Here is a 24,371-nt window from a genome sequence, read left to right as displayed (position 1 = left end):
GACGTCAAAGGCTTGCTGAATCAACGAGGTCGCCGTCGGTTGGGGTCCTTCGCGCGAGGAGCCGATCAGCAGCGAGGTCGCGATGCGCGGCTCGGCGAACCGAATCTCCCGCAGCGTCTCCGGGATGAATGAGATGACCACGGTCTGATCAAGCCTGTTCGCCTTCCGGACGATCTCCGCCACCGGAAGCGCGGCATCGCGAACCTTCAGCTCGACCACTGCCAGCGTGTTCGCCGGCAGAACATCGAACGCTTCGTCAAGCGTCGGGACACGCTCGCCGACGAACGCCTCAGAGAACCGCACACCGGCGTCGGCAGCGCGGATATCCGACATCGCCATCTGCGCGACGCGTCCGATCCGGTCGGTGGTGCGATCCAGCGTGGCATCGTGGAGCACGACCACCTCGCCGTCGCCGGTCACATGCACGTCCATCTCGACGCCGTCCGTGTCCATCTCGACCGCGAGACGGAAGGCTGCCAGCGTGTTCTCCGGCGCATGTGCCGAGGCTCCGCGATGCGCAATCCTCAGCCAGTTCTTCATGGGCGCTCGGTCTCCGATGGCTTATACATCAGGATCCGTGCCAACGATCGGTCCACGACGTACACGGAACCGTCCTGTCCCAGGGCGACGGATACGGGCTCCCGCATTTCGCCGCGACCGAACTCGGTCAGGATGTCTCCGCGCTCCCCGATGACGACGACTCGCGGTGTGGCAGCATCGCACACGTATCGCCGACCGGCTGCATCGACGCCCACGCCAACTGGGGTGACGACCGCCTCGACCAGCGAGGTCTCGGCGACGAGGTTCCCGGCGAAGTCGAGGCGGATCAGCCGCTGATTGCCCGTGTCCGCGATATGGGCTCCGCCCTTGCCGTCCGGGGCGACCGCCTGCGGGTTGTCGAGTGAGCCACGATCATGACCGAAACCGTCGTATGACCAGACCACTGCGCCGGTGGTAGCGATGCGGCAGACACGACCGTGGATCGCATCGAGGAGCAGCAAACCCATCGATCCGTCCCACGCGAGCGCGGTCGGCGCGAATCCCGACGTGTCATTCTGGGTTTCGAGAACGCCGAACCGATGGGTCGCGGGATCGTAGGACTGAACCTGCCTGCCGCCGCTGTCTGCGACATAGAGCACGTCGCGCGGCGACGGGACGAACGTGATCGCTCTCGGAGTATCGAATTCGCCGACGCGCGAACCGTACCCGCCAATCGTGTTGCTGACCGTGCCGTCGGGACGAAGCGCGAGGATGCGGTGCGTTTCAGCGTCTGCAACGTAGAGCGTCCCATCCGACGCGATGGCGGCCGCAGACGGATCGCTCAACGGTTCCGCGCCCTTGCCCGGTTCGCCCAGTTTCGCCGCGAGCTCGAAGTGAACGCCGACGTGGCTGAGACTCGTTGGATCGAGGCGCGAGGCGCGTACAGTGGGGGGAACCGGCCGCATGCCAGCGCACCCAGCCGTGGCGGCGATGCCAAGAGCGACGGTCAGGAAATATCTACTCCGTCTGAACGGCGAAACGGAAAACATACGTGAGCTTTTCCATCGACGACCCTAGCTCGACGTTCGGGATGATGAGCGTCAAGCGAGGGGAACGGCCGCTCTGGCGGCGGAAATAGACGTAGAACGGCGCCTTGCCTCCATGCATGACCGAGGTCCGAATGACCTCTTCCGGGTTAAGAGGGCTGACCCAGTCGCCCTGGACACTGAGTGTGCGATCCCATCGGAAGATGTCGCCCTTGATCCCGATAGGCGGCTTGGGCTGGAATCGGGCTCCCAGGAGGAAGTTCTGCTCCTGCCTTGTCAGAGGCTTGAAGCTCTGTCCGTTGTGGTCGAGAAGACGGACGGCGGCGCGGTCGAAGCTGACCCATTGGCCCGACGAGTTGTAGATGATGACGAAGAAGCCGTCTGCCTCTTTCACATCAGGCATGGAAGCCACGACGACGGCGACGCCATTCTTGGAGACTGCGGCTCCCTTCGACTTCGGGAGGAACGTCGTGTTCTCGTCGGGCACCGGAAAGAGATGGCCCTCGTGGATCCCGGTGCACCCGGATATCGCAAACAGAGCGGCGGCGAGGCAGGCAAGCCATCGCGAAGGAATGGGTTTCATGTCGCGAAGCGTATCACACGCGGCGTGCGTGGGGAACCGCTCGACGCTGCGCAGGAGGCGATGTGGCGCGAGTCGACCTTGACGACCGTTCGTAGTGCAAGTAATCTGTTAGTGTGCAGGAGCCTGCGAGGAGCACCCGATGGCAGAACACACGATTCGGCGGACACGGCACGCGTATCGGCGCGGGCCCGAATGTGCCGTGCGGTTGCTGATCTCACTGGTTGTCCTGGCGACTGCGTCAACGATGGTCGCCTCCGCTTCCGAGACCCAATCCGCAGCCCAACCCACCTACCTGGTCGGTCGATCCAGATCGGCTCCTATCGTCGACGGCATGTTGGACGACCCGGTGTGGTCCAAAGCGCGAGAGCAGCGACTCGATTACGACGTCGACACGGGCGCGCAGTGGGTCGATAGCCGGGATGCCGATGCGTCGTTCAGGGCAGTGTGGAGGGATGGACGCCTCTATGTCGCCCTTCGGATCGAAGACGACGAGTTGCGGCTCGATCCGAGGCGACCTGAATTCTCCGACCGGCTCGAGGTCTACGAGAGGACGAGCGCGACGCAGCCTATATCGCGTTACACGATCCCGGTCCACTCGACCGGATCGGTCGAGGACCCGGACGTGCCGTTCGTCGTGTGGAGTCGCGACGGCAAGGGAGTCGAGTTCAGCCTCGACACGAATGCGATGTACCAGTCGCTCAAAGAGCTGAGCCTCAACATCACCTACGTCGATGTCGATGCTCGCGGAGTCCAGTCGCGGATCGGCTGGGTGCCCGACTCCCCGTCGCGGCGCGGCGCGCAGCTTGGGGTCCTGTCGTTCGACGACGGCATCGGTCCCCGCGCGAAACTCGGAACGACATGGGGCAAGGTCAAGGCTCTCTACTGATCAGCCGGATCACCCGAGGGTGCGAGGGCCGTGGTGCGGTTCATCGTCGGCAAGACGCTTGAGTTGATGGGCATCGCGTCGCTCACCGCCGGCATTGTCATCGGGATCGGCAACCACACGCAGTTGGCATTGCCTCTGGGGCCCATGTCCGGCGAACGCGCCATGGGGATCGAGCTCGCCTTCTTCCTCGCCGGGATGGCGGTGTTCTGGGTGGGAACACGGATCGAACGCTCGTCTATGTAGGTCCCACCTGAGTCGAGAGCGCGTACACGCCCGTCATTCCATTCGACCCATCGTACATGACGACAACCAGCGTGCGTCCGTCGCAAGAGTCCGTCAGCGCACCGCGAGCAGACTCGTAGACCGCGTCAGGCAGCGCGTGCACGTTGGTATGCCCCTCCCAGTCGAGCGGCGTCGGAAGCACCTCGTCTGTCGTCGTGTTCCAGAGCAGAACGGTTGGGACGCCTAGCTCTTCGTGGGCTGACCGCGCGAGATCGATCAGCTCGTCGGTGCGCAGACCCAGGCGGGCGAGTTGCTGTCGCTGAGCAGCGACGATCTCCTCCTGCGGCATCGACAGTTGGTCGTCGGTCAGATGGGGGCGAACCCGTCCAGGGGTGCCCATGCGCTAGCGGCTCGTCGCGAGGCTGTCACGGTAGCGGACGAGCTCGTCCCGCCCGACGAACCGGATGCGGCCGCCTGTCTGGTCCGCGAGGCGCTTGAGTAGGATGGCTCCCGGAGCGTTCGGGGAATCCTTGACATCCAGCTCCAACCCGACGATGAAGAGCCCCGCCTGCGACGCGTTCGCGCGTCGGACTCCCTGGACGATCTTCTCCGGGTCCGTCTCGACGACGGAGCCGTAAGCGCTCGTCGGAACACCGTCTGTCAGCAACACGACGACATCTGGCTGCATCGCGAAGGCAGCCTGCAGGGCTCCCAACGTGTTCGTGCCGTTGTTGTCGCCGATCGACTGCTGTGTGAATCGATCGAGATAGCGTTTCGCCTTCGACAAGTTGTCCGCGGTCGCAGTGACTGCCTCGCCTCCCATGCGAGACACGTTGGCGGAGAACGTCAGGATGTTGAACGTGTCTTGTTCCGTGAGCAGGAACATGTGATCGATGAGCGCCGATTTCGCCAACTCGAGCTTGTAGAGCCCCGCCGCGCCCATGCTCGCCGAAACGTCGAGCACGTAGACGATCCGACCGTGATCGCCCTTGCCGCGCAGGAAGTCGAGGATGTTCAGCGGATCGCCCACTCCCGAGCGACCTCCGCCTCCGAGCAGACCGTCGCCGGTTCCGTCGTTGCCGTAGAGCATCGATCCGAGACCCGAACCGCGAACACGGGTTCGTCCCGTGACCTTTCCCTGACCGTCGGTGGCTCCCGGCAACGAGCGAAGCTGCGACAAGCTCGTCACGTCGGAGCTCAACTGAAGGTCGGCGGCAGTGGCAATGTCTGGGAGCCTCTGGGTGCGCGGCAGAAGGTTGTTCTCCGCGTCTTGCAGGACGATCCGAGGGCTCCACTGGCGCACTTCGGTGATGGGGTTGTTCGCCTGCTTCATCAGCTTGTCAGGCACTTCCCGAGCCAGCGGTCTTTCGTCCTCCTTGGGCTTCTCTTCGATGGGCGTCTTGAGCCGCTTCTTCACCATCTGCGGCGCGTTGGGTAACTGGAACCACTCGACGTCGATCGCATCGAGGACGCGGTAGACTTCGACCTGCATCATCAGCACGATGCCCATCGTAATGGCGGCGGCAAGGTGCAGGGACAGCGAAACGAGCAAAGCGGCGCGCGACCGCCGCTCGCGGGTCGGTTGGAATCCCAATGCACGTTGGGCGTCATGCCTGGTTGTGTTCATCCGACCAGCCCTTCGCAACGGTGTCGTCAACGACCCACGGCGAGTCATTCGGCAGCGTTCCTCACACGGTTAACAGGAGAACGAACAAGGCGATTCAGTCGGCTGACACGCATCACTGACGCGAGAGCCACAGCATCACACCGTCTAGGACGATTCCGATGCCCACGAGGATTAGGACCGCGTGGGTGAGACGGGTGGCGAAAGGCGACAGCCGGACCCATCCGGCGCGCTTCTCGGCGATGGCGATGCTGAGGCAAGCAGCCAAAGGCACGACGGCGGCTATCGGAGCCATGGTCGAGAGCAGGACACTCAGGAAGGCAGCTCCTGACAGAACGACAGCCCGCCGACGGATCCGACTCAGAAACGTGAACCCGGATGTTGGTCGCCTGGGTCCCGGCAGCAAGAGCAATCGGTGGACAGCTTCGTACGTCAGCCCATCCAGGAGTCGGCGGCCGTGCCCCCTCGGACGCGGCGGCACGGCAGGCTGCGGCAGTGCGCGCGACCGTTGCGCGAGCGTCAGATCAGCGATCCCGCCGGCATGCCCGCTTCCAACTCTTGGGTCGTCCGCCATCCGAAGCGTCGGCGCGACGGCGATCCTGAAACCTGTGTCACACCGCGAATCACGGCGTGGCCGAGGAATTGTGGACTTGGCGAAGGCAATTCGGACACTGGGCTCGCGCGACACTGCCACGGGTTCTGCTCGCCTCGGCGATGGGCAGACGCCTCACTGAAACAGCGCTTCGACGCCGCACGCAAGCTACCACACGGGCTACATGCCGTCAAGATCGGCACCGCCCAGGAACTGCTCAAGGAACGCCCGCGAACCGCAGGCGCGTGCCCTACTTCACGAGCAGGACCCGTCGCGTGTCGTCTCCTGTGGCGGTTCGGAGCTGGACCCAGTAAGCGCCGCTGCTCACGGGCTCGCCAGCGTCGTTCGCGCCGTCCCAGTAGGCAGCTCCGTCACGACTGATATGGGAACCCGCCTTCCTCCAGCCGAGCTCCAGCCGGCGCACGACGTTTCCGAGCGCATTGAACACGACGATATCGACATCCGAAGGTGAGTCGAGCTCGAACGGTATCCACGTCTCGGGATTCGCGGGACTCGGATACGCCGCCAGCAGCGTCGTTCTCCCGGTCACCATTCCTTCGCCCAGCAGTCGGACGAGAACTCGCCGGGCTCTGGAGACCTCAGCGCTGCCGTCACCGAGCTGATCCAGACGCCCCAAGATCGCGCGCAGGCGTTGCGCGTCGCGCGCGCCGACGCGACTGCCCCGCGCGTTCGACGCCGCGACGACCGGTGGTGAGGCCGCTACGGCGCTGTACGTCTCGCCGAATGCCACGGCGACCGCGACGAAGTCGAAGAGATCGACGATGCCGTCCCGGTTCACGTCCGGATTGGGGCGCACCGACCCAACCACCTCGGTGTCGAAGTTTCTGCCGAGAATCACGAGGTCCGCCGCGTCGACGCGGTAATCCTTGTTCACGTCGACCGGTGGCGACGCGACGACGTGTATCTGCCCCTCCGCGACCTGAAGCCTCCCCTTCTCGCCCTTCGGGCTTCGCACAACGCCGGACGGACGGAAGATAAGGTCTCCACCTTCCCAGATACGGAATCGCAGCGTCATGACGGCGCCCGCCGTCGGCGTGCCTGTGCCTCGGATGTTCGGCACGCCGGACAGCAGCTCGAGATGGTTGAGCGAGTACGGAACCTTGAGCTCGTAGTTCTCGATGTTCGACGCATCTGTGACCGCGACGACGACCTCCAACTGGTTGTCGATCACGCGCGGCGTGACGACGATCGTGAGTTGGGCGGGACCCGTCGCGCTCACAGTGGACTCGACCGAAACGCCGGCAATGGCGGAACCGGTGTTGTCGGAGAGCTTGAGGCGCGCGAAGCCGACAACGGTGGAGCCCTCCTTGGTGATCTTGAATCGGACGCGAGCGAGCGTCCCGGCTCCATCGACCCCGCCCCCGCTGAGGCGGTACTGCAACAGCGTGACGCGCCCGACGCGGTTGTCGATCACAGGCGGTTGCCAGTTTGTCGCAGCGCCCGCTTGCTTCAAGAAACCTCCCTCCTCGACGGACTCGACCTGAAGCACCGACGGGTCGAACGCCAGCGCCGCTTGGTAGCCGAAGAGCCCGGTCATGCGCTCGGCGCGGACCTCGACGATCGCGCTTGCCGTGTCCGCGTAGACGACATCGGCGAACACGACGTTGGACGCATCGACGGTGAACGACCGCATCTCGGACCACGGACCGAGGTAGTCCCGCACCGTGGAGGAGGCGACTCGCCAGTAGTACGTGCCATTGCCCAGCTTCCCCGAGGGCATTCGGTACTCGGTCGATCCGACGTACGGATCGACGATGAGTGAGAAGAAGTTGGGTTCACGCGACACCTGGACGTAGTAGGTCCATGCGCCGGGCGTCGGGTTCCACTCGAGTGCCATGCCTCGCGTCGCGGACGCATCGAGTGTGACGTCGATGCCGGGCGCTTTGAGCGTCGGCGCGATGGCGGGGGGCGTGAGGCTCCACAGCGCCGCCGTCTTGTCTTCGGAGGCGGTGGCGACCATCAGTCCATCCGCGCTGAATAGGATCGAGGTGACATCGCCTCCGTGCGGCAGCGTGGCGAGCAACTCCTCGCCCGAGACGTCCCAGATGAACGCGCGGTCATCCCGCGTGGCATTCGCGATCATGAGCCCATCCGGGCTGAACGTCACGGATGTCACGGCTTCTGCGTACTGAAACGTCCGCATGATCTCGCCGGATTGGACGTCCCAGAGCCGACCCATGCCGTCGTTGGAGCCGGTCGCGACTAGGAAGCCGCTCGGACTGAACCGCGCGGTCGTGACATCATCCTTGTGGTTCAGCAGATGGAGAAGGCGACCGGTCGCCACGTCCCAGATGCGCGCGGTGTTGTCGGCTGAACCGGAGACCAACCGCGATCCGTCGGGACTGAAGGCGACCGTCCAGACGTCGGAGCTGTGTCCCATCGTGGTCCGCAGACGCCCGGTCTTGGCGTTCCACAACCGGACGGTGGCGTCCTTGGATGCCGTCGCGATCAGCGTGCCGTCAGGGCTGAACTGGATCGCCATGACGTCGTTCTTCTGAGGCATGTTGAGCACATGCGCCTTGTCCTTGACGTTCCAGATCGCGGACGAGTTGTCACGCGAAGAGGTGGCGACCAGCGATCCGTCCGGGCTGAAGGCGACGTCGGTGATCGGATCGTGATGGCGGAAGGTCGCATAGTGCTTTCCGGTCGAGGCGAGCCAGAGCTCGACATAGCCCGCTTCGTTGCCAATCGCCAGGTATTCGGATCCGGGACCAAAACGCACGACGGTCGGCTTGTAGTTCTGCGCAATGGCAGCGAGTCGGTTCCCCGTTGCCGGTTCCCAAAGGTACACGTTACTGTCGGCGCAAGCAGTGGCGACTCGCGAGCCGTCGGCGCTCATGTCCATCGAGACGACGAAGCCGGCGTGGTTGAGTCGATGGGTCGGCTCTTGGGCTGCTACGGTCAGGGCAAACACGATGAAAAGCAACGACGAGACCAGTACGAGGCGGGAAGTCCGTCGATTCACGCGACTCTCCTTCCGACGCAATGGGTCTAGCGTGCGCAGAGATCGCTCGGCTGCCCGGTACGGTGGCGGACAATCGCTGTTGTGCACGAATATGTCCGATCCCGCAGCGCAATGCAACTGTCCGTGGCGATGAAAGCAGGAACTATGCCACAAGCCGGAGGCTTCGGATTCCGCGTGTGGCGCGTGTCTCAGATGCTAAAATGGCGATCCGCTGACCGCAGCGTCGCGACACTGTTCACCGGGAGGACAGCGCATGTCCGGCAGCCCACCATACCGCGAGACGCACCGACCTCAGTTCCATTTCACGGCGCGCCAAAACTGGCTCAACGACCCGAACGGACTCGTGTACCACCAGGGCGAGTACCACCTGTTCTTCCAGCACAACCCGAGCGGCGTCGACTGGGGCAACATGACGTGGGGACACGCCGTCAGTCCTGACCTCGTGCGCTGGACTCAGCTCGAGCACGCGATCCATCCAGACCATCTCGGCACGATCTTCTCGGGTTCCGCCGTCGTCGATTGGCAGAACACAGCCGGATTTAGAACCGGCGCTGACAACGCGATCGTGTGCGTCTACACGTCGGCGGGGGAGCCCTTCACGCAGAGCATCGCGTACAGCACCGACCGAGGGCGGTCATGGACGAAACACGCCGCGAACCCCGTCTTGGGACACATCGTCGGCAGCAACCGCGATCCCAAAGTGTTCTGGCACGAGCCTTCGGCGAAGTGGGTGATGGCGCTCTACCTGGATGGGAACGACTTCGCGCTGTTCGGCTCGACCAACCTGACCCAGTGGACGCGGCTGTCGGATGTGCGCGTTCCCGACGCAAGCGAATGTCCGGACCTCTTCGAGCTGCCCATTGACGGCGACCCCAACCACACGAAGTGGGTGTTCTGGGCGGGTAACGGGAACCATTCCATCGGAACCTTCGACGGCACGACGTTCATGCCCGAGACGGACGTGCTGAGAGCGGACCACGGCGCGAACTTCTACGCCGCCCAGACGTACAGCGACATCCCGTTAGGCGACGGTCGGCGCATCCAGATCGCCTGGATGCGAGGCGGCAAGTACCCGGACATGCCGTTCAACCAGCAGATGTCATTCCCCAGCGAGCTGACGCTGAGGGACACGGCGAAGGGCGTGCGTCTGCATCGCGAGCCGGTGCGCGAGATCGCGTCGCTGTACGGCAGTGAGCACCAGTGGCAAGACATCGCGCTGGCGCCGGGCGACAACCCGTTGCGCGACCTCGATGGCGAGCTCTTCGAGATCAGCGGGGAGATCGAAGTGGGCTCGGCGGGGGCTGTCGTGCTAGGTGTGCGCGGCGAGGCGGTCCGGTTTGACCTCGCGGCGCGACAAGCGGGATTCTGCGGCACGGCAGGACCGTTACCGGTGGTCGATGGCAGGCTACGGTTCCGCACGCTCGTGGATCGTACGTCCATTGAGCTTTTCGCAGCCGATGGCGAGCTGTCGATGTCGTCATGCTTCCTGCCCGATCCGGGCAATGGAGGCTGGTCGTTGTCGTCGGAGGGCAGTGCGGTGCGCATCTGGTCGTTGTCGGTCCGCGAGCTCAGGTCCGCGTGGTGAAGCCGGCAGCGCGGAACCGGTGGGCAGTGTCGATGGGCTCATGTATAATGGGTGTGCTGAGAGCGTCTGCCGTTCCCTACGCCCACCCCATCGTTGGTGATCCCGGATGAACCATGCTTACTACGGCGGCGGCGGGTTCACTCGCTTCGCACGTAGAGGCCTCTTGCCCCCAGCGATCAAGCTTCTCCTGATCGCCAACGCAGGCATGTACGGTCTCGACTTCGTCCTGCGCGCGGTCGCGCCGGAGCTCGGGATCGCGCTGTTCGCGCCGCGCGTGGGTCTCCTTCCCCTTCAGACGAACCTGGACCCGGATTTCGCGCGCGCGTTCGGGCTGTTCCGTCCGTGGCAGCTCGTCACGTACATGTTCCTGCACGCGAACCTGTTCCACATCGGGTTCAACATGCTCGCCCTGTGGATGTTCGGCACAGAGGTCGAGGAGCGTTGGGGTACCCGCCACTTCGCGACGTACTACTTCCTGTGCGGCATCGGCGGCGGCATCCTTCAGTTGGTGCTGCCGACCCTCCTCCACCGGACGCCCAACGCCGTCGTCGGGGCGAGCGGGGCGGTCTACGGCGTCCTGCTGGCTTTCGGCATGATGTTCCCCACGCGTCTGATCTACATCCCGGTCTTGTTCATTCCCATTGGCATTCCCGCCAAGATGCTCGTGATCATCTACGCCGTTCTCTCGATCCTCGGCGGATTGGGCGGCGGCGGAGGGGTCGCGCACTTCGCCCACTTGGGCGGCATGGCGTTCGGCTTCGCCTACATCAAATGGCAGCAGAGCAAGCGGCGATTCTACCGGGGCTAGCGGTCTGTTACGGTGCATTGGTTTCTGAGGTCTCGTCGTATCTCCTTCTGGGAGAACGAGGGGAAGACCTCGTGTTTACGTTGTCGAGTTATCGACCGCTGAGCGCCAGCGCCTCCGAGGTATGACGCATAGTGGGCATGGTGGTGTTCGTGTGATCCGTCGTGCGCAGACGCTGCTGTTGTCGGATGCTGGCTACCAGAACAAGGAAATCGCCCAGGTTCTCGGTGTGTCGTCGGAGACGGCTGATTCGCCTACGCCGACACGGTCGTGATCATGAAGTAGGGCGCGGCGTGGTCGGGGTGGTACACGCCCGGATAGAGCGCCGGCTGTCCCTGGCGGTCGATGGCGGAGAAATAAACGAGCAGGTCGAACGTTGCGTCGATCTCGCCGCCCGGCACGATGCCCCGAAACCCCCGATCCGTCCGTTCCATGGGAGCCGTCCGAAACGCGCCGTCCATCTGGTTCATGCGTCGGTAGTGGAGCGTCATCGACGCGGGAGACAGAGGCACGTCGGCAACGCGTGCATCCAGCACGAGATCACGCCCGGCGACGCACGTGTCGGGAACCGATACGGAGAGCGCGATGGTCGGCGGAGGCAGAGGAGGCGCTGCCACGGCGGGCCCCACGCTCTCGGCTTCGTCACCGAGCATCTCCGCCAGCTTGGCGACGTCCTTCTCGATCTCGTGCTGGCGATCCGCCCAGCTTCCCCGTCGCTCGTATCCGGCTCCCGCGCTGAAGTCGAGCGCGTCGTAGTATTGCTCGGCTCCCCGCTCCGCAAGAGCCCGCCAATGCGCCAACGCCTCGCGGGCCGCCGTGAACGCCCGCCGCAGGTCGCGCTGACTTCCGCGTTCTTCGTAGCTCGTGAACGCGACGGCCGCCTCGATCTTCCACGCGTGGTAGTCCGCGAGGTCGGCAAGCATCAGGAAGTCGGCGCGGCTCGATGCGTACTCGCGGTTCCCGTGGGAAGCGTCGAGAGCGTCCCGTGTCTCGGCGGCGAATGAGCGGAACCAGTCGCGGACGTGCAGCGGCGAGTGCTTGCCCTGGAGCGCTCCGCCGAGGGAGTCGCGCACGTAGTCGTCGATCTTGTAGAAGAGCCCCTGATCGCTCGGTTCGGCGTTCTGGTAGGTGTTCTTGCCGCGCTGGGGGTGGTGATTGTGTTCCGCGAATAGGGGTCCGCCGGTATCCATCTCGGGCCAGTAGCAGAGCATCGGATGGACGGGCATGTGGAACGCCGTCACCAGCGGGAGCACCTTGCTGGCGGCTCGATAGGCGCGTTCGAGCAGCGGCGCACCGTCGGAGCCGAACCGCCGTCGGAGCTCCCGCCGCCATATTTCGCCATCCGTCGCGCTGGAGTAGCCGATCCGTCCGTAAAGCAGGTAGGTCATCCAGTAGCGGTCGTCCTCGTATTCGCCGTCGGTGAGGGGAGCCTTCATCACGCGCCACGGATCGCGCTGAGCCGCTGCGTGGCCCCCCTTGAGGCTGAGCGGCGCGGTGACCTCGAATCCGACGGAACCGCCGACCGTCGTGCTCTCGGCGAACCGGCGCACGTAGTCGGGATCGCCCCAGAGCAAGACCGTGCTGGAGCCCATATTCCACAGGCGGAAGACCATCTCGTAGGTGCGCGGCTTGCGGAGCAGGTCGGAATAGCTGTACCGGCGGCTGTGGTTCAGGTTGTGCAGGCGGGCGAGCTCTTCGCTGCGCATCTGGGTCAGGTGGTGCGGCAAGCCCATGTGCTCGCACCAGTACTTGGTGGGCACGCGCACGTCGACGCCGCATTCGAGGGCGTAGGCGATCATGCCGTCGGTCAAGCCCTTGGCGCGCAGGTCGATGGTGCGTTTCGGTTCCGCTTCGGCGACGGCGCGGATGCACTCCTTCCAGAACGCCTCGTTGGAGTTCTGGTCGCCGATGCCCGCCTCGTGGTTGACGCGGAAGTGCATCCCGTCGATCTGGGGGCATTGGGCGAGCAACTCCCGCAGACCCGCCGCGCAGTAGGTTCCCAGCGCTCCCTCGCCCTCCGGGAGACCCGTGACGAGCATCTCCTGCTGCTTCGTCCAGGGTGTTTGCTGCCAGGTACCCAGGACGAACTCCAAGCCGTGGGCGTGGCAGAGCGATCCGATCTCGCGGAGCTGCGCCAGGTTTCGCGCGCGCCGGTCGTCGTCCACGGCCCGGACGTTCGGGTAGTCCGGCACAGCGACGAAGAAGGGGTACGGCGGCGAGAAATACGCCGTGTCGAACCCCATGACGAGCACGAACCGATTGAACCGGCAGCGAGCGATCCGCGCGAGATAGCGGCGCCAGAAATCCGTCGAAAGGAACCACTCGTCGTCGAGCGGGCCCATGATGAACCGATCCACGCCTCGGATGGGTCGCTCCGGGTACTCGACCAACGGCGGGGTCGAGTCGAGCGCGACGCGACCAACATCCTCGATCCGGTCGGCGAGCTCCAGCAGGGCGTACATCAGGCCCCGCTCGTCGGTTCCAGCGGCGACCTGGACGGAACCGCTCTCGGTCGCGCACGTGTGGAACAGCACGCCCTCAGGACGGTTCTCGACTTGGACGTTCTCCAGCGCAAGGGCTCGCCGCACGAGCCAGTTCGACGTCGTGCCGGTCAAGAGGGTCGTTCCGCGACTCGGTTCCCAGTAGCGGGCAGGCTGAGCGTCGATGCCCTGGGACGCCATCGCATCGCGGAGGGTCTGCCTCGCCCAGGCGACGGGTTCGGCGGCGGGGCATCGGTCGATCCAGTAGACGGCTTGGTCGGCAGGCATGGGGCACTCTCCTCGCGGTCGGCGTGGATGAAGGCGAGGTCCGGGTCAGTATGGGGGATTCGCTCTGCCGGTTCAACGACGGCGAGAGCTTCGTCGGCGCGTTCGGCATCGGGAACCGGAGGAGCTCGACGACGCTCCTGCCGAGGGGGTCGAAGCGCTCGCGAGCTCCTAGCGCAGACCATCGGCGCCGTCGTCCTTGGCGGCGCACAGCACAGGTCTGTGAGCTGCGGGACTCCTAGCTAGATACTCGTCAGAGGAATCACGTTCTGGATCTCAGATTCGTTAGGACTCCTAATGAAATGCGGTTATAGTATTTCATAGTGAACCGTTGCCTGTACCGTGCGTTTCTGATACGGAGCATATGTCCCCGGTGTCGTCGCGTGCACGCTGAAGGTCGTCGTTCGGAAGTGAAGGGCGTCGCCGGGGTGTATTGACGGAAGGAGACGACTGTCGCGTGATGGGATGCGTTCCCGGAAGGATCGACCCGAACGCGTCGCGTTAGGACGCGTGCGGGCCGAACTCGTGGTTCATGCAGCGTAGTTGCGAGATTGTCAGCAGAACCCGCCATCGGGAACAGACGCATAGGAGAGCCAAGCGATGTTTCGTCAACAGGATTCGGAGCGTCACTCACGCGTTGCGGTCATGGTAGTGGTCGTGGCGCTGGGCATCAGCGCGGGGCTAGCCCGAGCGCAAGGAACCGGGTGGCATATCACCGGACGTCCCGTGGTGGGCGCGATTCTCGACATGGCGTCGACACCCGACGGAACGCTCTACGCTGGAACGGTCCGCAATGGTGTGCACCGGTCTACGGACGGCGGAGCGACATGGTTGCCTGTGAACACAGGCCTGCCGAGCTTTCCGGTCGAGACGATCGAGGTTAGCGGAACGGCGTTGTTCGTCGCTCTGGACGGCGGAGGCGTCTACCGATCCGCTGACGGCGGGGGGACATGGGAAGCGCGTAACAGCGGGCTCGGAGATCCACAGGTACTGTCGCTGTCCGTTTCGGGCAGTTCGTTTTACGTCGGAACCGAGACCGGGGGCATCTACCGTTCGGACGATGGTGGAAACACATGGGTTCACCTAGCTGGGAGTCCGATGAAAGGCGGCGGCTTGTTCGTTGCCATCCAAGCTGTGTTTCAGACTCCCAGCGGAACGCTGTTCGCCGGAGGTCATACGGATTCTGTCTGGCGATCCACCGACGGTGGGGCGACATGGGCGCAGGTCGCGACCGGCATTCTTCCCGTCCCGGGGGTGTGGTCCCATCGAGTATTGGACTTCCTGCTGGTCGGGACGACGCTGTATGCGGCTGCAGCGGACTCGGGCGTCTACCGTACTACGAACAATGGCGATTCATGGGAGCCGTTGACGGACGCTGTCTTCGACCCGGGTACGTTGACCCACGTTGGGTGCTTGGCGCTTGCGGGGACAACCCTTTTGACCGGCACCTATGCGGCGGGCGTCTTCCGTTCGACAGACGCCGGTGCCACGTGGAACCAGGAGACCACGGGTCTGCCGGATCGGTTCGTGCAGTCGCTGCTCGTGGTGGGAAGCACCGTGTACGCCGGTATGGATGCCGGTGATATCGCCCGATCCGACGACTATGGCGTGACATGGAAGGCGCTGTCGAGGTTGGATGCTGGGATCGTGACCAAGCCAGGCTCCGGGACCGCGACGTTCGAGCTCGACAATACCGCCAACGGCTTGGCAACGTGGTCGATCATCGGCATCATGTCGAGCGATCCGCAGTTCATCGTGTCTCCGACGGCCCTGGGTATCGGCGCGAACACGAGCCAGACCGTCACCGTGACGTTCACGCCGACGAAGGTGGGCTGGGAGCAGGCGACGCTGACTATCGTCCACAACGGCGCAGGCAGTCCTCTGAAGATTGGAGTGGATGGAGTCGGGAGGATCAACCCGCCGACGGGGAACTTAGTGGCGACGAAGATCGCGTTCGAGTCCAACCGTAGTGGACAAAACGATATCTGGCTCATGAACTCGGATGGATCCGGTGCGTCCAATCTCACGGTAAGCGTCGAGCATGAAGAAGTTCCGGCGTGGTCTCCCGATGGCAAGAAGGTAGTTTTCTCCTCCTGGCGAGACGGAAACGCAGAGCTCTATGTCCGTGATATCGAGACGTCCGTCGAAACGCGCCTGACCAACGATCTGGGCGAAGACTATTGTCCCGCGTGGTCACCGGATGGCGCAAAGATCATCTTCGCATCCAATCGAGACGATATACGTAATGATATCTATGTGATAGATGCTGATGGCACAAATACCACGAGGTTAACAAATGATCCAGCGTCCGACTACGAACCGGTCTGGTCCCCTGATGGTTCGAAGATCGCGTTCGTTACGGACCGAGACGGCAACTACGAAATCTACGTGATGAATGCCGACGGTTCGAACCAGATCGATCTGACGAACCATCCAGCCACCGAATCGTGGCCTGACTGGTCTCCGGACGGTTCCAAGATTGCTTTCTCGTCGAACCGCGACAGTAACGGCGAAGTCTACGTAGTGGACGCGGACGGGGGTAATCCCGTCAATCTAACGAATAACCCCGCGAACGACGCAGAACCGAAGTGGTCGCCAGACGGTACGATGCTGCTGTTCGAGACGAATCGTGACGGCAACTGGGAAATATACGTTATGAGCGCCGACGGAACCGAGCAAATAAACGTGACGAGCGACCCGTCGACAGACGATACGGGTGCTTGGTCTCCTTTCCCTCTTCCATCGCTTCACGTCGGCGTGACGACCGTCAACGCCGGAACCGCCACGAAGAATAGCGCGCCCGGCACAGCGACCTTCGACATCACGAACACCGGCGGCGGGACGCTGACGGTCAGCGGGATCGCGTCGTCGAACGGGCAGTTCACCGTCTCGCCCGCGCCGCCCTACAACCTGACGGCGGGTCAGAGCCAGACGGTCACGGTCACCTTCACGCCGACGAAGGTGGGCTGGGAGCAATCCGCGCTGACCATCGCGCACAACGCGGCGGGAAGCCCGTCGACCGTCACGGCGAAAGGCATCGGACGGATCGATCCTCCGATGGGCGACTTAGCGAACACGAAGATCGCGTTTCACTCTAACCGCGACGGCAACTACAAAGTCATCGTCAGCGACCCTACCGGAGCTATGCAACTGGTGATAACCGATGGAACGGCATGGGATTTTCACCCTACCTGGTCGGACGACGGGACGCGAGTGGCGTTTGCGTCAACACGTGACGGTAACCGCGAAATCTACGTAAAGGATATCGCGGCTGGAACTGAGATCCGCTTGACGAACGTTTCGGGCGACGATGACTGGCCTGCGTGGTCGCCCACAGGAAATCAGATCGCGTTCACGTCAACGAGGGATGGCAACGCCGATATCCATGTTATGGACGCGGACGGGTCGAACCAAACGCGACTTACGACCAGTTCATTCACGGACGAGAGCCCGAAATGGTCGCCGGATGGCACGAGGATCGTCTATCACTCGCGTATGTCGCCGTCGCGCATATTCGTTATGGACGCCAATGGCGGGAATCGGCGCGCACTGTCAGACGGATCAAGCGACGACGAGGGACCATGTTTCTCGCCGGACGGAACGAGGATCGCGTTTCATTCAAATCGAGAAGGTACATTCTCGTTGTTTACGATGAACAGCGACGGCACAAACCCATCTCGACTCGAACCGGATCCAGGAGGTGACTTCTGGCCGTCTTGGTCGCCGGAGGGTTCGAAGATCGTCTACGTCTCCGTCCGCCACGGTAGCCCGGATATCTTCGTGGTTGGTGTCGACGGACAGAACCGTATTCGGTTGACAGCCAGTCCGTATTCTGACGATAACCCGTCGTGGTCTCCGTTCCTCGCCCCAGCTCTGCCGACCTACCAGAACTGGACGGCGACGCTCCGCCTGACGGGCGACCTGGCAGGGGACCACACGGTCATCGTCGGCGTTTCCCTCGACGCGACGGATGCCGTCAATCTGTCGCTAGAAGACACGCTCGCCCCGCCCATGCCGCAGCCTCCGGCGTCATGGCTCCGCCTGCTGCGAGACGGTGAGTATCTGTCGCAGGACATTCTCGCCTTCGCGGACAGCCGTACGTGGAGCGTCGAAGTCGAGGTAGGCAGCGGAACGCACTACCTCTCGGTCGAAGGGCTGCCGGAAGGCGTCCTCGCCTACTACAACGACAACCCGCGCATCGTCCACGGGCCCGACACGGACGCGGCGACGGCGGTCGTCCATCCGCTGCCTCTGGGGGCAAGCATATCCCTGAACACGGGCAGGCACCTCTTGACGCTCGTGCTCTCGAAGCGCCTGCCGCAGACGCTGGCGACGACGTTGGGCATCCGCTGGCGGATGTTCTCCCTGCCCGGACCTGCGACAGATGGAGCTCCGGCGGCCCTGGTGACGCGCGGCGTCGTTTCGATGTACGGCTACGGCTACTTCGACACCTCGACGCCGCCCGTATGGATCGAGAACTACCAGCAGGTGGCGCTCGCGCCTGCCAGTCCCGATCCGCTGCCGTTCGTCGAGAAGGGGTTCTTCATCTACCGCAGCGCGGCGGATGGGCCCCTGGCGACGACCTTCCAGGTGGACGTGGGCGATCCGGCGGCTCAGGAAGTCGTCGTGACGCTGCAGCCTCGGTGGAACCTCGTCGGCGCTCCGTTCGGGGGCGCGCCCGCGTCAGCCTACAACCCGACCGCCAAGACGGTTTTCGGGTATGACGGCGTCAACTACGTCATCGCGACGAGTCTGGCGCAGTTCCAGGGCTACTGGGTCTACAACGAGCTGGCGACGGCTCGGACGGTGACGATCAGCCAAACGCCGACGGCTCCGGCGATCGTCCAGCGCGCGGCTCCGTCGCCGGATTGGGTCGCGCCGTTGACCATCTCGCTCGACAGCGGGGCGCTCAAGACGGTCGAGCTCGGGAGCGGCTCCAAGGCGCAGGTGGGCTTCGACGCCTACGACGTGGGTCTGCCTCCGGCTCCGCCGATTCGCAGCTACTCCGAGTTCTACGCCGCGACGGACGATCCGGTCGAGCGGATGAGCCGAAGCATCTTGCCGTCGAATCAGCGCGAAGCGACGTGGGAGCTCTCGGCGAACCTGGCGGAGGCGGGCACGCTCCGCTGGACGGCTCAGACGCTTCCGCAGGGCTACCGGATCATCGTCGAGTCGGGCGATGAACGGCACGACCTCAGCCGCGAGGGTTCCATGCGTCTCAACGCAGGGAAGCACACCTTCACGGCGCGTCTGACCTTCGCTCCGCCGTCTCGCACGCGGCTCATGGCGAACTACCCCAACCCCTTCAACCCGGAGACGTGGATCCCCTTCGAGCTAAAGGAGGGTTCCGCCGTCACGGTGAACGTCTACGACGTGGCGGGGGCTCTCGTGCGGAAGCTCGACGTGGGCTACCGGGAGCCGGGCTACTACACATCGCGTGACGAAGCGGCGTACTGGGACGGTCGGAACGAGCTCGGGGAGCGGGTCGCGAGCGGGGTCTACTTCTACGAGCTCCGCGCGGGGAGCTTCCGCGAGACGCGCCGGATGGTGATCCACAAGTAGCGCGCATCGCGCATGGGGGCTACTCGGCTTCCGGCGGCTGAGACGTCTGGTCCACGGTACTGTTGGTCCGTCCGAGAGGATACAGGAACCATGCGCACCGATGTGACTCCCGTACATGCGATCTCCGCACAAGTGGACAGCCTGCGCCATCCGCCCGCGGATGAGCCTTCTTCTTCGTTCGCCGCCGTCGCGCAGAGACAACTCGATATCGGGGCCCGGCTGCGGCACAAACCGCCGCCTCCCCTGGCTACGGGAGCAGACTGAGAGACTGGCGGTCCCTCGTCGGAATGGCGTCGATGCGGCTCCACGCGTCGGCGAGGGCGGCGGGATCGTTGCGGTACTGGTAGTAGTAGTTGAGCACCTTTCCGACGTGGCGCTCGGTCTCTGCCCGCGCCGGTACCTCGCCTTGGATCAGCCCGGGCCCGGCGTTGTAGCCAGCGATTGCCAGCACGTAGTTCCAGCCGAACCGGTTGAGCAGATGAGCCAAATAGCGGATGCCGGCGTCGGCGTTGACCAGTGGGTCGAAGCGCAGGTCTTTCTCCGGATCGAGGATGTCCTCGTCTCGGAGCGGGATTCCCATGTCGCGCGCGGCGGGAGGCAGAAGCTGGAACAGCCCTACTGCCTTCGATGGCGACACGGCTCTGGGATTGAACGAGGACTCCGTGCGCATCTTGGCGAGGATGAGCGGCACTTCGACGCCGTACTTGGCGGCGTGGTGCTCGATCAGCTCGCGAAGCGTTCCCACGCTAGATGGTAGGTCGAGCACCGGATCCACGGCGGAGCGCACCACGCGCTCGGGAACCGGTACGCCCGGTGCTGTCCCTGGGCTCGCGGGTCCTCGCGGCGGCTCGATGATCGCTCCGCCCGCGCTGTTGACGACGCGCGGGATCGCGGCCCTTGCGGGCGCCGGCGGTGGAGGCGTTCCTAAGCGCCACAGTGGGACATCAAGCGACACCGTGTGGGTTCCGTCGCGCCAGCCCGTGAGCCGTCCCACGTCCGGCGTCGAGAACTCGTACGCGTAATGCACGCTGAGCCCCGTCGAGAGACGGGCGGATCCCCCAACGCTCAGGATCGGGTCGTGTTCGCGCATGAACGAGCGTGAACCGACGCGCAGCGCGAGGTCGCGCCACTCGCTTGCCAGCCCAGCCGCGATCTGAGATCGCTGCGCCTCGACGTGGAGCTGCAGCCTGCGAGACGGCTGAACCGAGAATCCGTACCGCGTGAGGGGGTCTCCCGACGGCGAGACCGAGGTCGCAACGCCGATGTGCAGCGCCGGGTTCGGCTCGACCAGGATTCCGGCGCTCGCGCCCGTGTCCCAGTCGCCCGACGGGTCGCGCCATCCGTCAACCGACGCGCCGAACGAGAGTCGGTCTTCGATCTTCAGTGCGTAGCCGACCGACGCCCGGTTCGTGCCCGTCTCGAAGGTTCCGAACGGGTTCCACGGCCGGTCAACTAGGAAGCGATCTTCGCTGCCCATGTCGAGGGCACCAACGCTGATCACCCCGAAGCGAGCGAGCGGGAATGTCGCCGCCAGAGCGCCCTGTGACGCGTCGACGAAGAGTGTCGGTCGCGTCTGGTCGGCGATTAGCGAGACGTTGCCGAACAACGCTGCGGCGTCGCCCCGAGCCGTCGTGCGGACGCCGCCGACCGACCGTGTGATGGCGCCTACGGAGCCGCCGTCGACGGCAGGCGCGCCAGCGGCGGCGATAACCGGCGAGATGAAGGCGATCGCATAGAGGGTTGCGGCGGCGTGGCGGAGTCGGCTCGTGGGCATGGTCGTTTCCCCGTGTGCTGAATCGGCAGCTCTCCCTTAGATAACGACTCGGGCTCACGGGCTGTTGCGGCGGAGTGTCACGCTCCTCGGTAGGGAGCCAAGTCCATGTCGGGCCACCAACGGCGCAACAAGTCCAGCGTCTGCGGTGTGTAGTACGGATCGCCGGAGCGGGGCCACCCGAACAACGCCCGCACACGCGGTGAAGTTCGGTTGCAGAACGGGATCCAGGTGTCGCGTTCGCCGAATCGGTATACGTTCGAGTACTTGGTGGAACTCGACGCATCGGCGCGGCAGCACGAGAGCGTCCATAGAGCGCGCTGCCTTCGCTTGTTGGCGAACGGGACGGCGGCGTGGACAAGGTAGGACGAGTAGAACAGCGCGCTGCCAGCTTTCGCGACGGTCGGGATCGGCTTCGCGAACTCGGTGATCTCGCGGATGTCTGGGAAGGAGCCGCGTCCCGAAGCGGAGCCCTCCTCGAACCAACGCGGCAGCATTTCCGCGAGCAGCGTGTGCGAGCCGGGGATGACGTGCATCGGAGCCCCGTCGTCCTCGACGTCGTGCAGGTACACGCCGGAGTTCACGTAGTCGTAGAGTCCGACGCGCGCGCTCGGCGGAAGGAACGTGTTCGTGTCGTGATCGATGTGGTAGCCCTCCCACGGATGGGCGGCGTGGCGCTTGTCCGTGGGTCCGCTCCGCATGAAGAGATGGGCGTTGCAGTAGGCGATGCGGTCGGTTCCCAGGCACTGCTCGAAGATGTCGAGGTAGTTGTCGTTCTCGATCAGCCGGTCGAGGGCATCGACGCCAGTCGCGAACTGGGCTCTGCCATGCCCGCCCTCGTGAAACCCGTCCTTGACGCCAGCCGTCGCGCCGCTCGATGCGTCGAGGTCCGCGAGATGCTCGGCAAACGTCTTCCCGTAGAAGATGCGTTCCATCGCCTCCAGAGCCTCGCGCATCTCGGCTGCGGTATAGACGTCCGGGACGATGATGAAGCCGTCCCGGCGGTACTGCTCGAGCTGCATGTTCGTCAACGCCATGGCACTGACCCCTCCAGGAGCGGCTACTGAACGTCCGCCGGCATCTTGCCGCGCAGCAGCAGGTTCCCCGCCATCACTTGACCGTTGGCGTTGCGAGTGCCCGCCTTCATGTAGTGGATGACCATCGCGCGCCGGTCGCGCGATGACCGATTCGGGTTCGTCTGATGCAGCGTCTGGCAGTGGTGGACGAGTCCGTGACCCGCTTTGATCGGCACTGGGACCGCCTTCGCCGCGTCCACATCGACCGACAGAAGGGCGGGAAGCTGACCCCGATCCGTCTGAGCCCGACCATGCCCAACCGCCCCCAAGCGATGACTGCCGGGAACCATGTTCATGCACCCGTTCTGTTCGTCCGCGTCGTCCAGCGCGATCCAGATGCTGACTAACTCCGGCGGGTCGCATCGCCAGTAGCCGTTATCCTGATGCCAGGGCACTTCGCCGCCGTTCCGGGCTGGCTTGTAGAGCGCCTGATCGTGGAACAACTGGATGTCGGGACCTATCAGCGATTCGGCAACGTCCAGCAGCGGTTTGTGATAGAGCAGGTTCCGGTACTCATCGTCGAAGCTCCACATCTCCATGATCTGGAGCATCTCCTCGGACGTGTCCGCGTCCTCGGAGGACTCGGACGCGCCGACCACGGCGATGTTGCGGAGCCCTTGTCCGCGCGTCTGTCGCTTCGCCGAGAAGAGCGCGTCATACCGCTCCCGCAAGCGGCTCAGATGGTCGTCATCGAGAAGCCGTTGACGGATCGGCAAGTAGCCGACTTCGTGGAACCGTTCGATCTCCTGAGCTGTCAACCCCATCGACCTGTACCTCCATGCGTCACCTCGAATCGGGTCGAGCGCAAGTCTAGCGCATTGCCGCAGGCTAGTGCATGGTGGGGTCCTCAGTCGGTTGACCATCGGCAACCGGGCTGGTAGCCTGACGTGCAGCTCGCCAATTTCGCGCAACGACTGACAGGGAACCGAGAAAGGACATTCGTGAAGCGCCGCGTCGGGTCCGCCGCACTGGTGCTCGCGCTGTCGATCCTCTGGGCATCGTGTGGGGACGACGACCCCACGACCCGGACCGATGCCGGTGAAACCCTCACCCGCGCGTGGCAGTCATACGGCAAAGGCGAGTACTCAGCCGCGCTCCTCGACTTCGAACGGGCCGCCAAGCTCGATCCCTCGCTCGCCGATGCCCACAATGGCTTGGGCTGGGTTCACCTGAGTCTTGTCGACGGAACGCCGAGCGACCAGGGAACCGACCTAGCGGTCGCCAGCTTCACCAGTTCGCTGCGCCAAGACAGCCGCCACGCAGACGCCTGGGTGGGATTGGGTCAGGCGCTGTTCCTACGTCGGCGGATGCCTTCGGACTATGCCGACGCCGCCCGAGCGCTCGCGTCGGCGCAGAAGGGCGATCCCAAGTCGCTCTATCGCCACGACTACACTTCTGCCTCCGACGTTCTCGGTCTCCAGGCATGGTGTTACTATTACGCGGGCGAACGGGAAGCCGCCCGTGCCAGCGCCCAAGCCGCCCTTGAGCTCGATCCCAACGCCGCTGCCGCCCGACAACTGATCGACTTGTCACCATAGCGGTCGCGGTGGAGAGAGGAACTGCATGAACCTGTGCCATCCCTACGCGCCGTCTGCTGGATACACACAGATCGTCCAGCGCGGCGACGACGATCTCCGCTACCTCAGCTTCGGAGTCCTGAGCCTGCGATCCGGCGAGTCGATCCACCATCGCACGGGCGATGAGGAGATTGGGGCTATCCTCCTCGGCGGCAAGTGCCGTATCGATATCGCGGGCAAGTCGGAAGCGCTGGGACCGCGCGCGAGCGTGTTCGACGGCTATGCTTCGGCGGCATACGTGCCGAGGCGCACCGATGTCTCGGTGACCGCCCTGTCCGACACGGAGATCGCCGTCTGCAGCGCCCCCTCGGATACGGACACGGAACCGGCGGTCGTTCACCCGAACGACGTGGGCATACGCCACGTCGGTGTCGGCAACTGGACGCGAACGGTGACCGACATCATCGCGGACAACGTCGGGGCCCAACGGCTCATCGTCGGCGAAACGTACAATCCGCCGGGCAACTGGTCGAGCTCTCCTCCGCATCGTCACGACAACGACAATGCCCCCGTCGAGAGCGACATGGAAGAGGTCTACTTCTTCCGAATGAACCCGTCGCAGGGCTTCGGCGTGCAGCGCATCTACGACGCCGGTCGCCGCCTCGACGTCACGTACACCGTCCAGCAGAACGACACGGTCTCCATCCCGTACGGCTACCACCCCGTCGCGGCGGCTCCCGGGTACGAGTTGTACTACTTGTGGATGCTCGCCGGCGACCGACGCAAGCTCATTCCGTACGACGACCCGCAGCACGCGTGGGTGAAGAAGTAGCCATCGCGGGCGAGTCGTCCCACGACTCGGAAAGGCGTG

The 24,371-nt window shown here is 64.3% G+C and carries 19 protein-coding genes; 8 read left to right on the top strand and 11 right to left on the bottom strand.

The window, feature by feature from the left end:
* The 3 genes from FJZ36_10230 to FJZ36_10220 form a co-directional block, all read right to left on the bottom strand.
* Positions 1-540: glycerophosphodiester phosphodiesterase (locus FJZ36_10230; protein ID MBM3215277.1), on the bottom strand; the 540-nt coding region annotated here is incomplete at its 3' end.
* Complete coding sequence (locus FJZ36_10225) at positions 537-1,529, bottom strand: hypothetical protein (protein ID MBM3215276.1); 993 nt, start codon at positions 1,527-1,529, stop codon at positions 537-539. The genes FJZ36_10225 and FJZ36_10230, both read right to left, overlap by 4 nt.
* Positions 1,498-2,109, bottom strand: coding sequence for a hypothetical protein (locus tag FJZ36_10220; protein MBM3215275.1), 612 nt, complete (start codon positions 2,107-2,109; stop codon positions 1,498-1,500). Before FJZ36_10220 ends, FJZ36_10225 begins: the two co-directional genes overlap by 32 nt.
* 139 nt (positions 2,110-2,248) lie before the next feature.
* Between FJZ36_10220 and FJZ36_10215 the strand changes: the two genes are divergently transcribed.
* Both FJZ36_10215 and FJZ36_10210 read left to right on the top strand, forming a co-directional pair.
* The gene (locus FJZ36_10215) at positions 2,249-2,995 is read left to right on the top strand and encodes a hypothetical protein (protein MBM3215274.1); all 747 of its coding nucleotides are present in this window, start codon (positions 2,249-2,251) and stop codon (positions 2,993-2,995) included.
* A 30-nt stretch (positions 2,996-3,025) separates the two neighbouring features.
* Positions 3,026-3,238: a hypothetical protein gene (locus tag FJZ36_10210; protein ID MBM3215273.1), complete on the top strand. Its 213-nt coding sequence runs from the start codon at positions 3,026-3,028 to the stop codon at positions 3,236-3,238.
* On the opposite strand, the gene FJZ36_10205 is transcribed toward FJZ36_10210, so the two are convergent.
* The 4 genes from FJZ36_10205 to FJZ36_10190 all read right to left on the bottom strand — a co-directional run bounded on the left by FJZ36_10205 (position 3,231) and on the right by FJZ36_10190 (position 8,419).
* Positions 3,231-3,617 carry a hypothetical protein gene (locus FJZ36_10205; GenBank protein ID MBM3215272.1) on the bottom strand — a complete coding sequence of 129 codons (387 nt, stop codon included), beginning with the start codon at positions 3,615-3,617 and terminating at the stop codon, positions 3,231-3,233. The genes FJZ36_10210 and FJZ36_10205 overlap by 8 nt on opposite strands.
* Positions 3,618-3,620: 3 nt before the next feature.
* Entirely contained in the window at positions 3,621-4,892 is a 1,272-nt protein-coding gene (locus FJZ36_10200; protein MBM3215271.1) for a VWA domain-containing protein, read from the bottom strand.
* A 64-nt stretch (positions 4,893-4,956) separates the two neighbouring features.
* Positions 4,957-5,415, bottom strand: coding sequence for a hypothetical protein (locus FJZ36_10195; GenBank protein MBM3215270.1), 459 nt, complete (start codon positions 5,413-5,415; stop codon positions 4,957-4,959).
* 268 nt (positions 5,416-5,683) lie between these two features.
* Complete coding sequence (locus FJZ36_10190) at positions 5,684-8,419, bottom strand: hypothetical protein (GenBank protein MBM3215269.1); 2,736 nt, start codon at positions 8,417-8,419, stop codon at positions 5,684-5,686.
* Between the two features lie 253 nt (positions 8,420-8,672).
* Between FJZ36_10190 and FJZ36_10185 the strand changes: the two genes are divergently transcribed.
* The 3 genes from FJZ36_10185 (at position 8,673) to FJZ36_10175 (ending at position 11,083) form a co-directional block, all read left to right on the top strand.
* A complete protein-coding gene (locus FJZ36_10185; GenBank protein ID MBM3215268.1) occupies positions 8,673-10,004 on the top strand; it encodes a glycoside hydrolase family 32 protein in 1,332 nt (443 codons plus the stop codon).
* Between the two features lie 106 nt (positions 10,005-10,110).
* Positions 10,111-10,812: a rhomboid family intramembrane serine protease gene (locus tag FJZ36_10180; GenBank protein ID MBM3215267.1), complete on the top strand. Its 702-nt coding sequence runs from the start codon at positions 10,111-10,113 to the stop codon at positions 10,810-10,812.
* A 121-nt stretch (positions 10,813-10,933) separates the two neighbouring features.
* Positions 10,934-11,083 (top strand): helix-turn-helix domain-containing protein, encoded by a 150-nt coding sequence (locus FJZ36_10175; protein MBM3215266.1) that lies wholly within the window; start codon positions 10,934-10,936, stop codon positions 11,081-11,083.
* Here the strand turns inward: FJZ36_10175 and FJZ36_10170 are convergent.
* Positions 11,064-13,577: a hypothetical protein gene (locus FJZ36_10170; protein ID MBM3215265.1), complete on the bottom strand. Its 2,514-nt coding sequence runs from the start codon at positions 13,575-13,577 to the stop codon at positions 11,064-11,066. The two genes, FJZ36_10175 and FJZ36_10170, sit on opposite strands and share 20 nt — an antisense overlap.
* A gap of 597 nt (positions 13,578-14,174) precedes the next feature.
* Between FJZ36_10170 and FJZ36_10165 the strand changes: the two genes are divergently transcribed.
* The gene (locus tag FJZ36_10165; protein ID MBM3215264.1) at positions 14,175-19,136 is read left to right on the top strand and encodes a choice-of-anchor D domain-containing protein; all 4,962 of its coding nucleotides are present in this window, start codon (positions 14,175-14,177) and stop codon (positions 19,134-19,136) included.
* 247 nt (positions 19,137-19,383) lie between these two features.
* Here FJZ36_10165 and FJZ36_10160 read toward each other — a convergent pair whose 3' ends face one another.
* From FJZ36_10160 to FJZ36_10150, 3 genes are all read right to left on the bottom strand, one after another.
* Positions 19,384-20,910 (bottom strand): lytic transglycosylase domain-containing protein, encoded by a 1,527-nt coding sequence (locus FJZ36_10160; GenBank protein MBM3215263.1) that lies wholly within the window; start codon positions 20,908-20,910, stop codon positions 19,384-19,386.
* Positions 20,911-20,987: 77 nt separating this feature from the next.
* Positions 20,988-21,944 (bottom strand): phytanoyl-CoA dioxygenase family protein, encoded by a 957-nt coding sequence (locus tag FJZ36_10155; protein ID MBM3215262.1) that lies wholly within the window; start codon positions 21,942-21,944, stop codon positions 20,988-20,990.
* Positions 21,945-21,967: 23 nt separating this feature from the next.
* The gene (locus FJZ36_10150; protein ID MBM3215261.1) at positions 21,968-22,846 is read right to left on the bottom strand and encodes a phytanoyl-CoA dioxygenase family protein; all 879 of its coding nucleotides are present in this window, start codon (positions 22,844-22,846) and stop codon (positions 21,968-21,970) included.
* Positions 22,847-22,870: 24 nt separating this feature from the next.
* Here FJZ36_10150 and FJZ36_10145 point away from each other — a divergent pair, with 24 nt between their 5' ends.
* Positions 22,871-23,521 carry a tetratricopeptide repeat protein gene (locus FJZ36_10145; protein MBM3215260.1) on the top strand — a complete coding sequence of 217 codons (651 nt, stop codon included), beginning with the start codon at positions 22,871-22,873 and terminating at the stop codon, positions 23,519-23,521.
* A 25-nt stretch (positions 23,522-23,546) separates the two neighbouring features.
* A complete protein-coding gene (iolB, locus tag FJZ36_10140) occupies positions 23,547-24,332 on the top strand; it encodes a 5-deoxy-glucuronate isomerase (protein MBM3215259.1) in 786 nt (261 codons plus the stop codon).
* Positions 24,333-24,371 lie beyond the last annotated feature (39 nt).

Source organism: Candidatus Poribacteria bacterium, assembly GCA_016866785.1.
GTDB lineage: Bacteria > Poribacteria > WGA-4E.
Note: the sequence above shows the minus strand (reverse complement) of the source record. Positions and strands in the feature narration are given on the sequence as shown.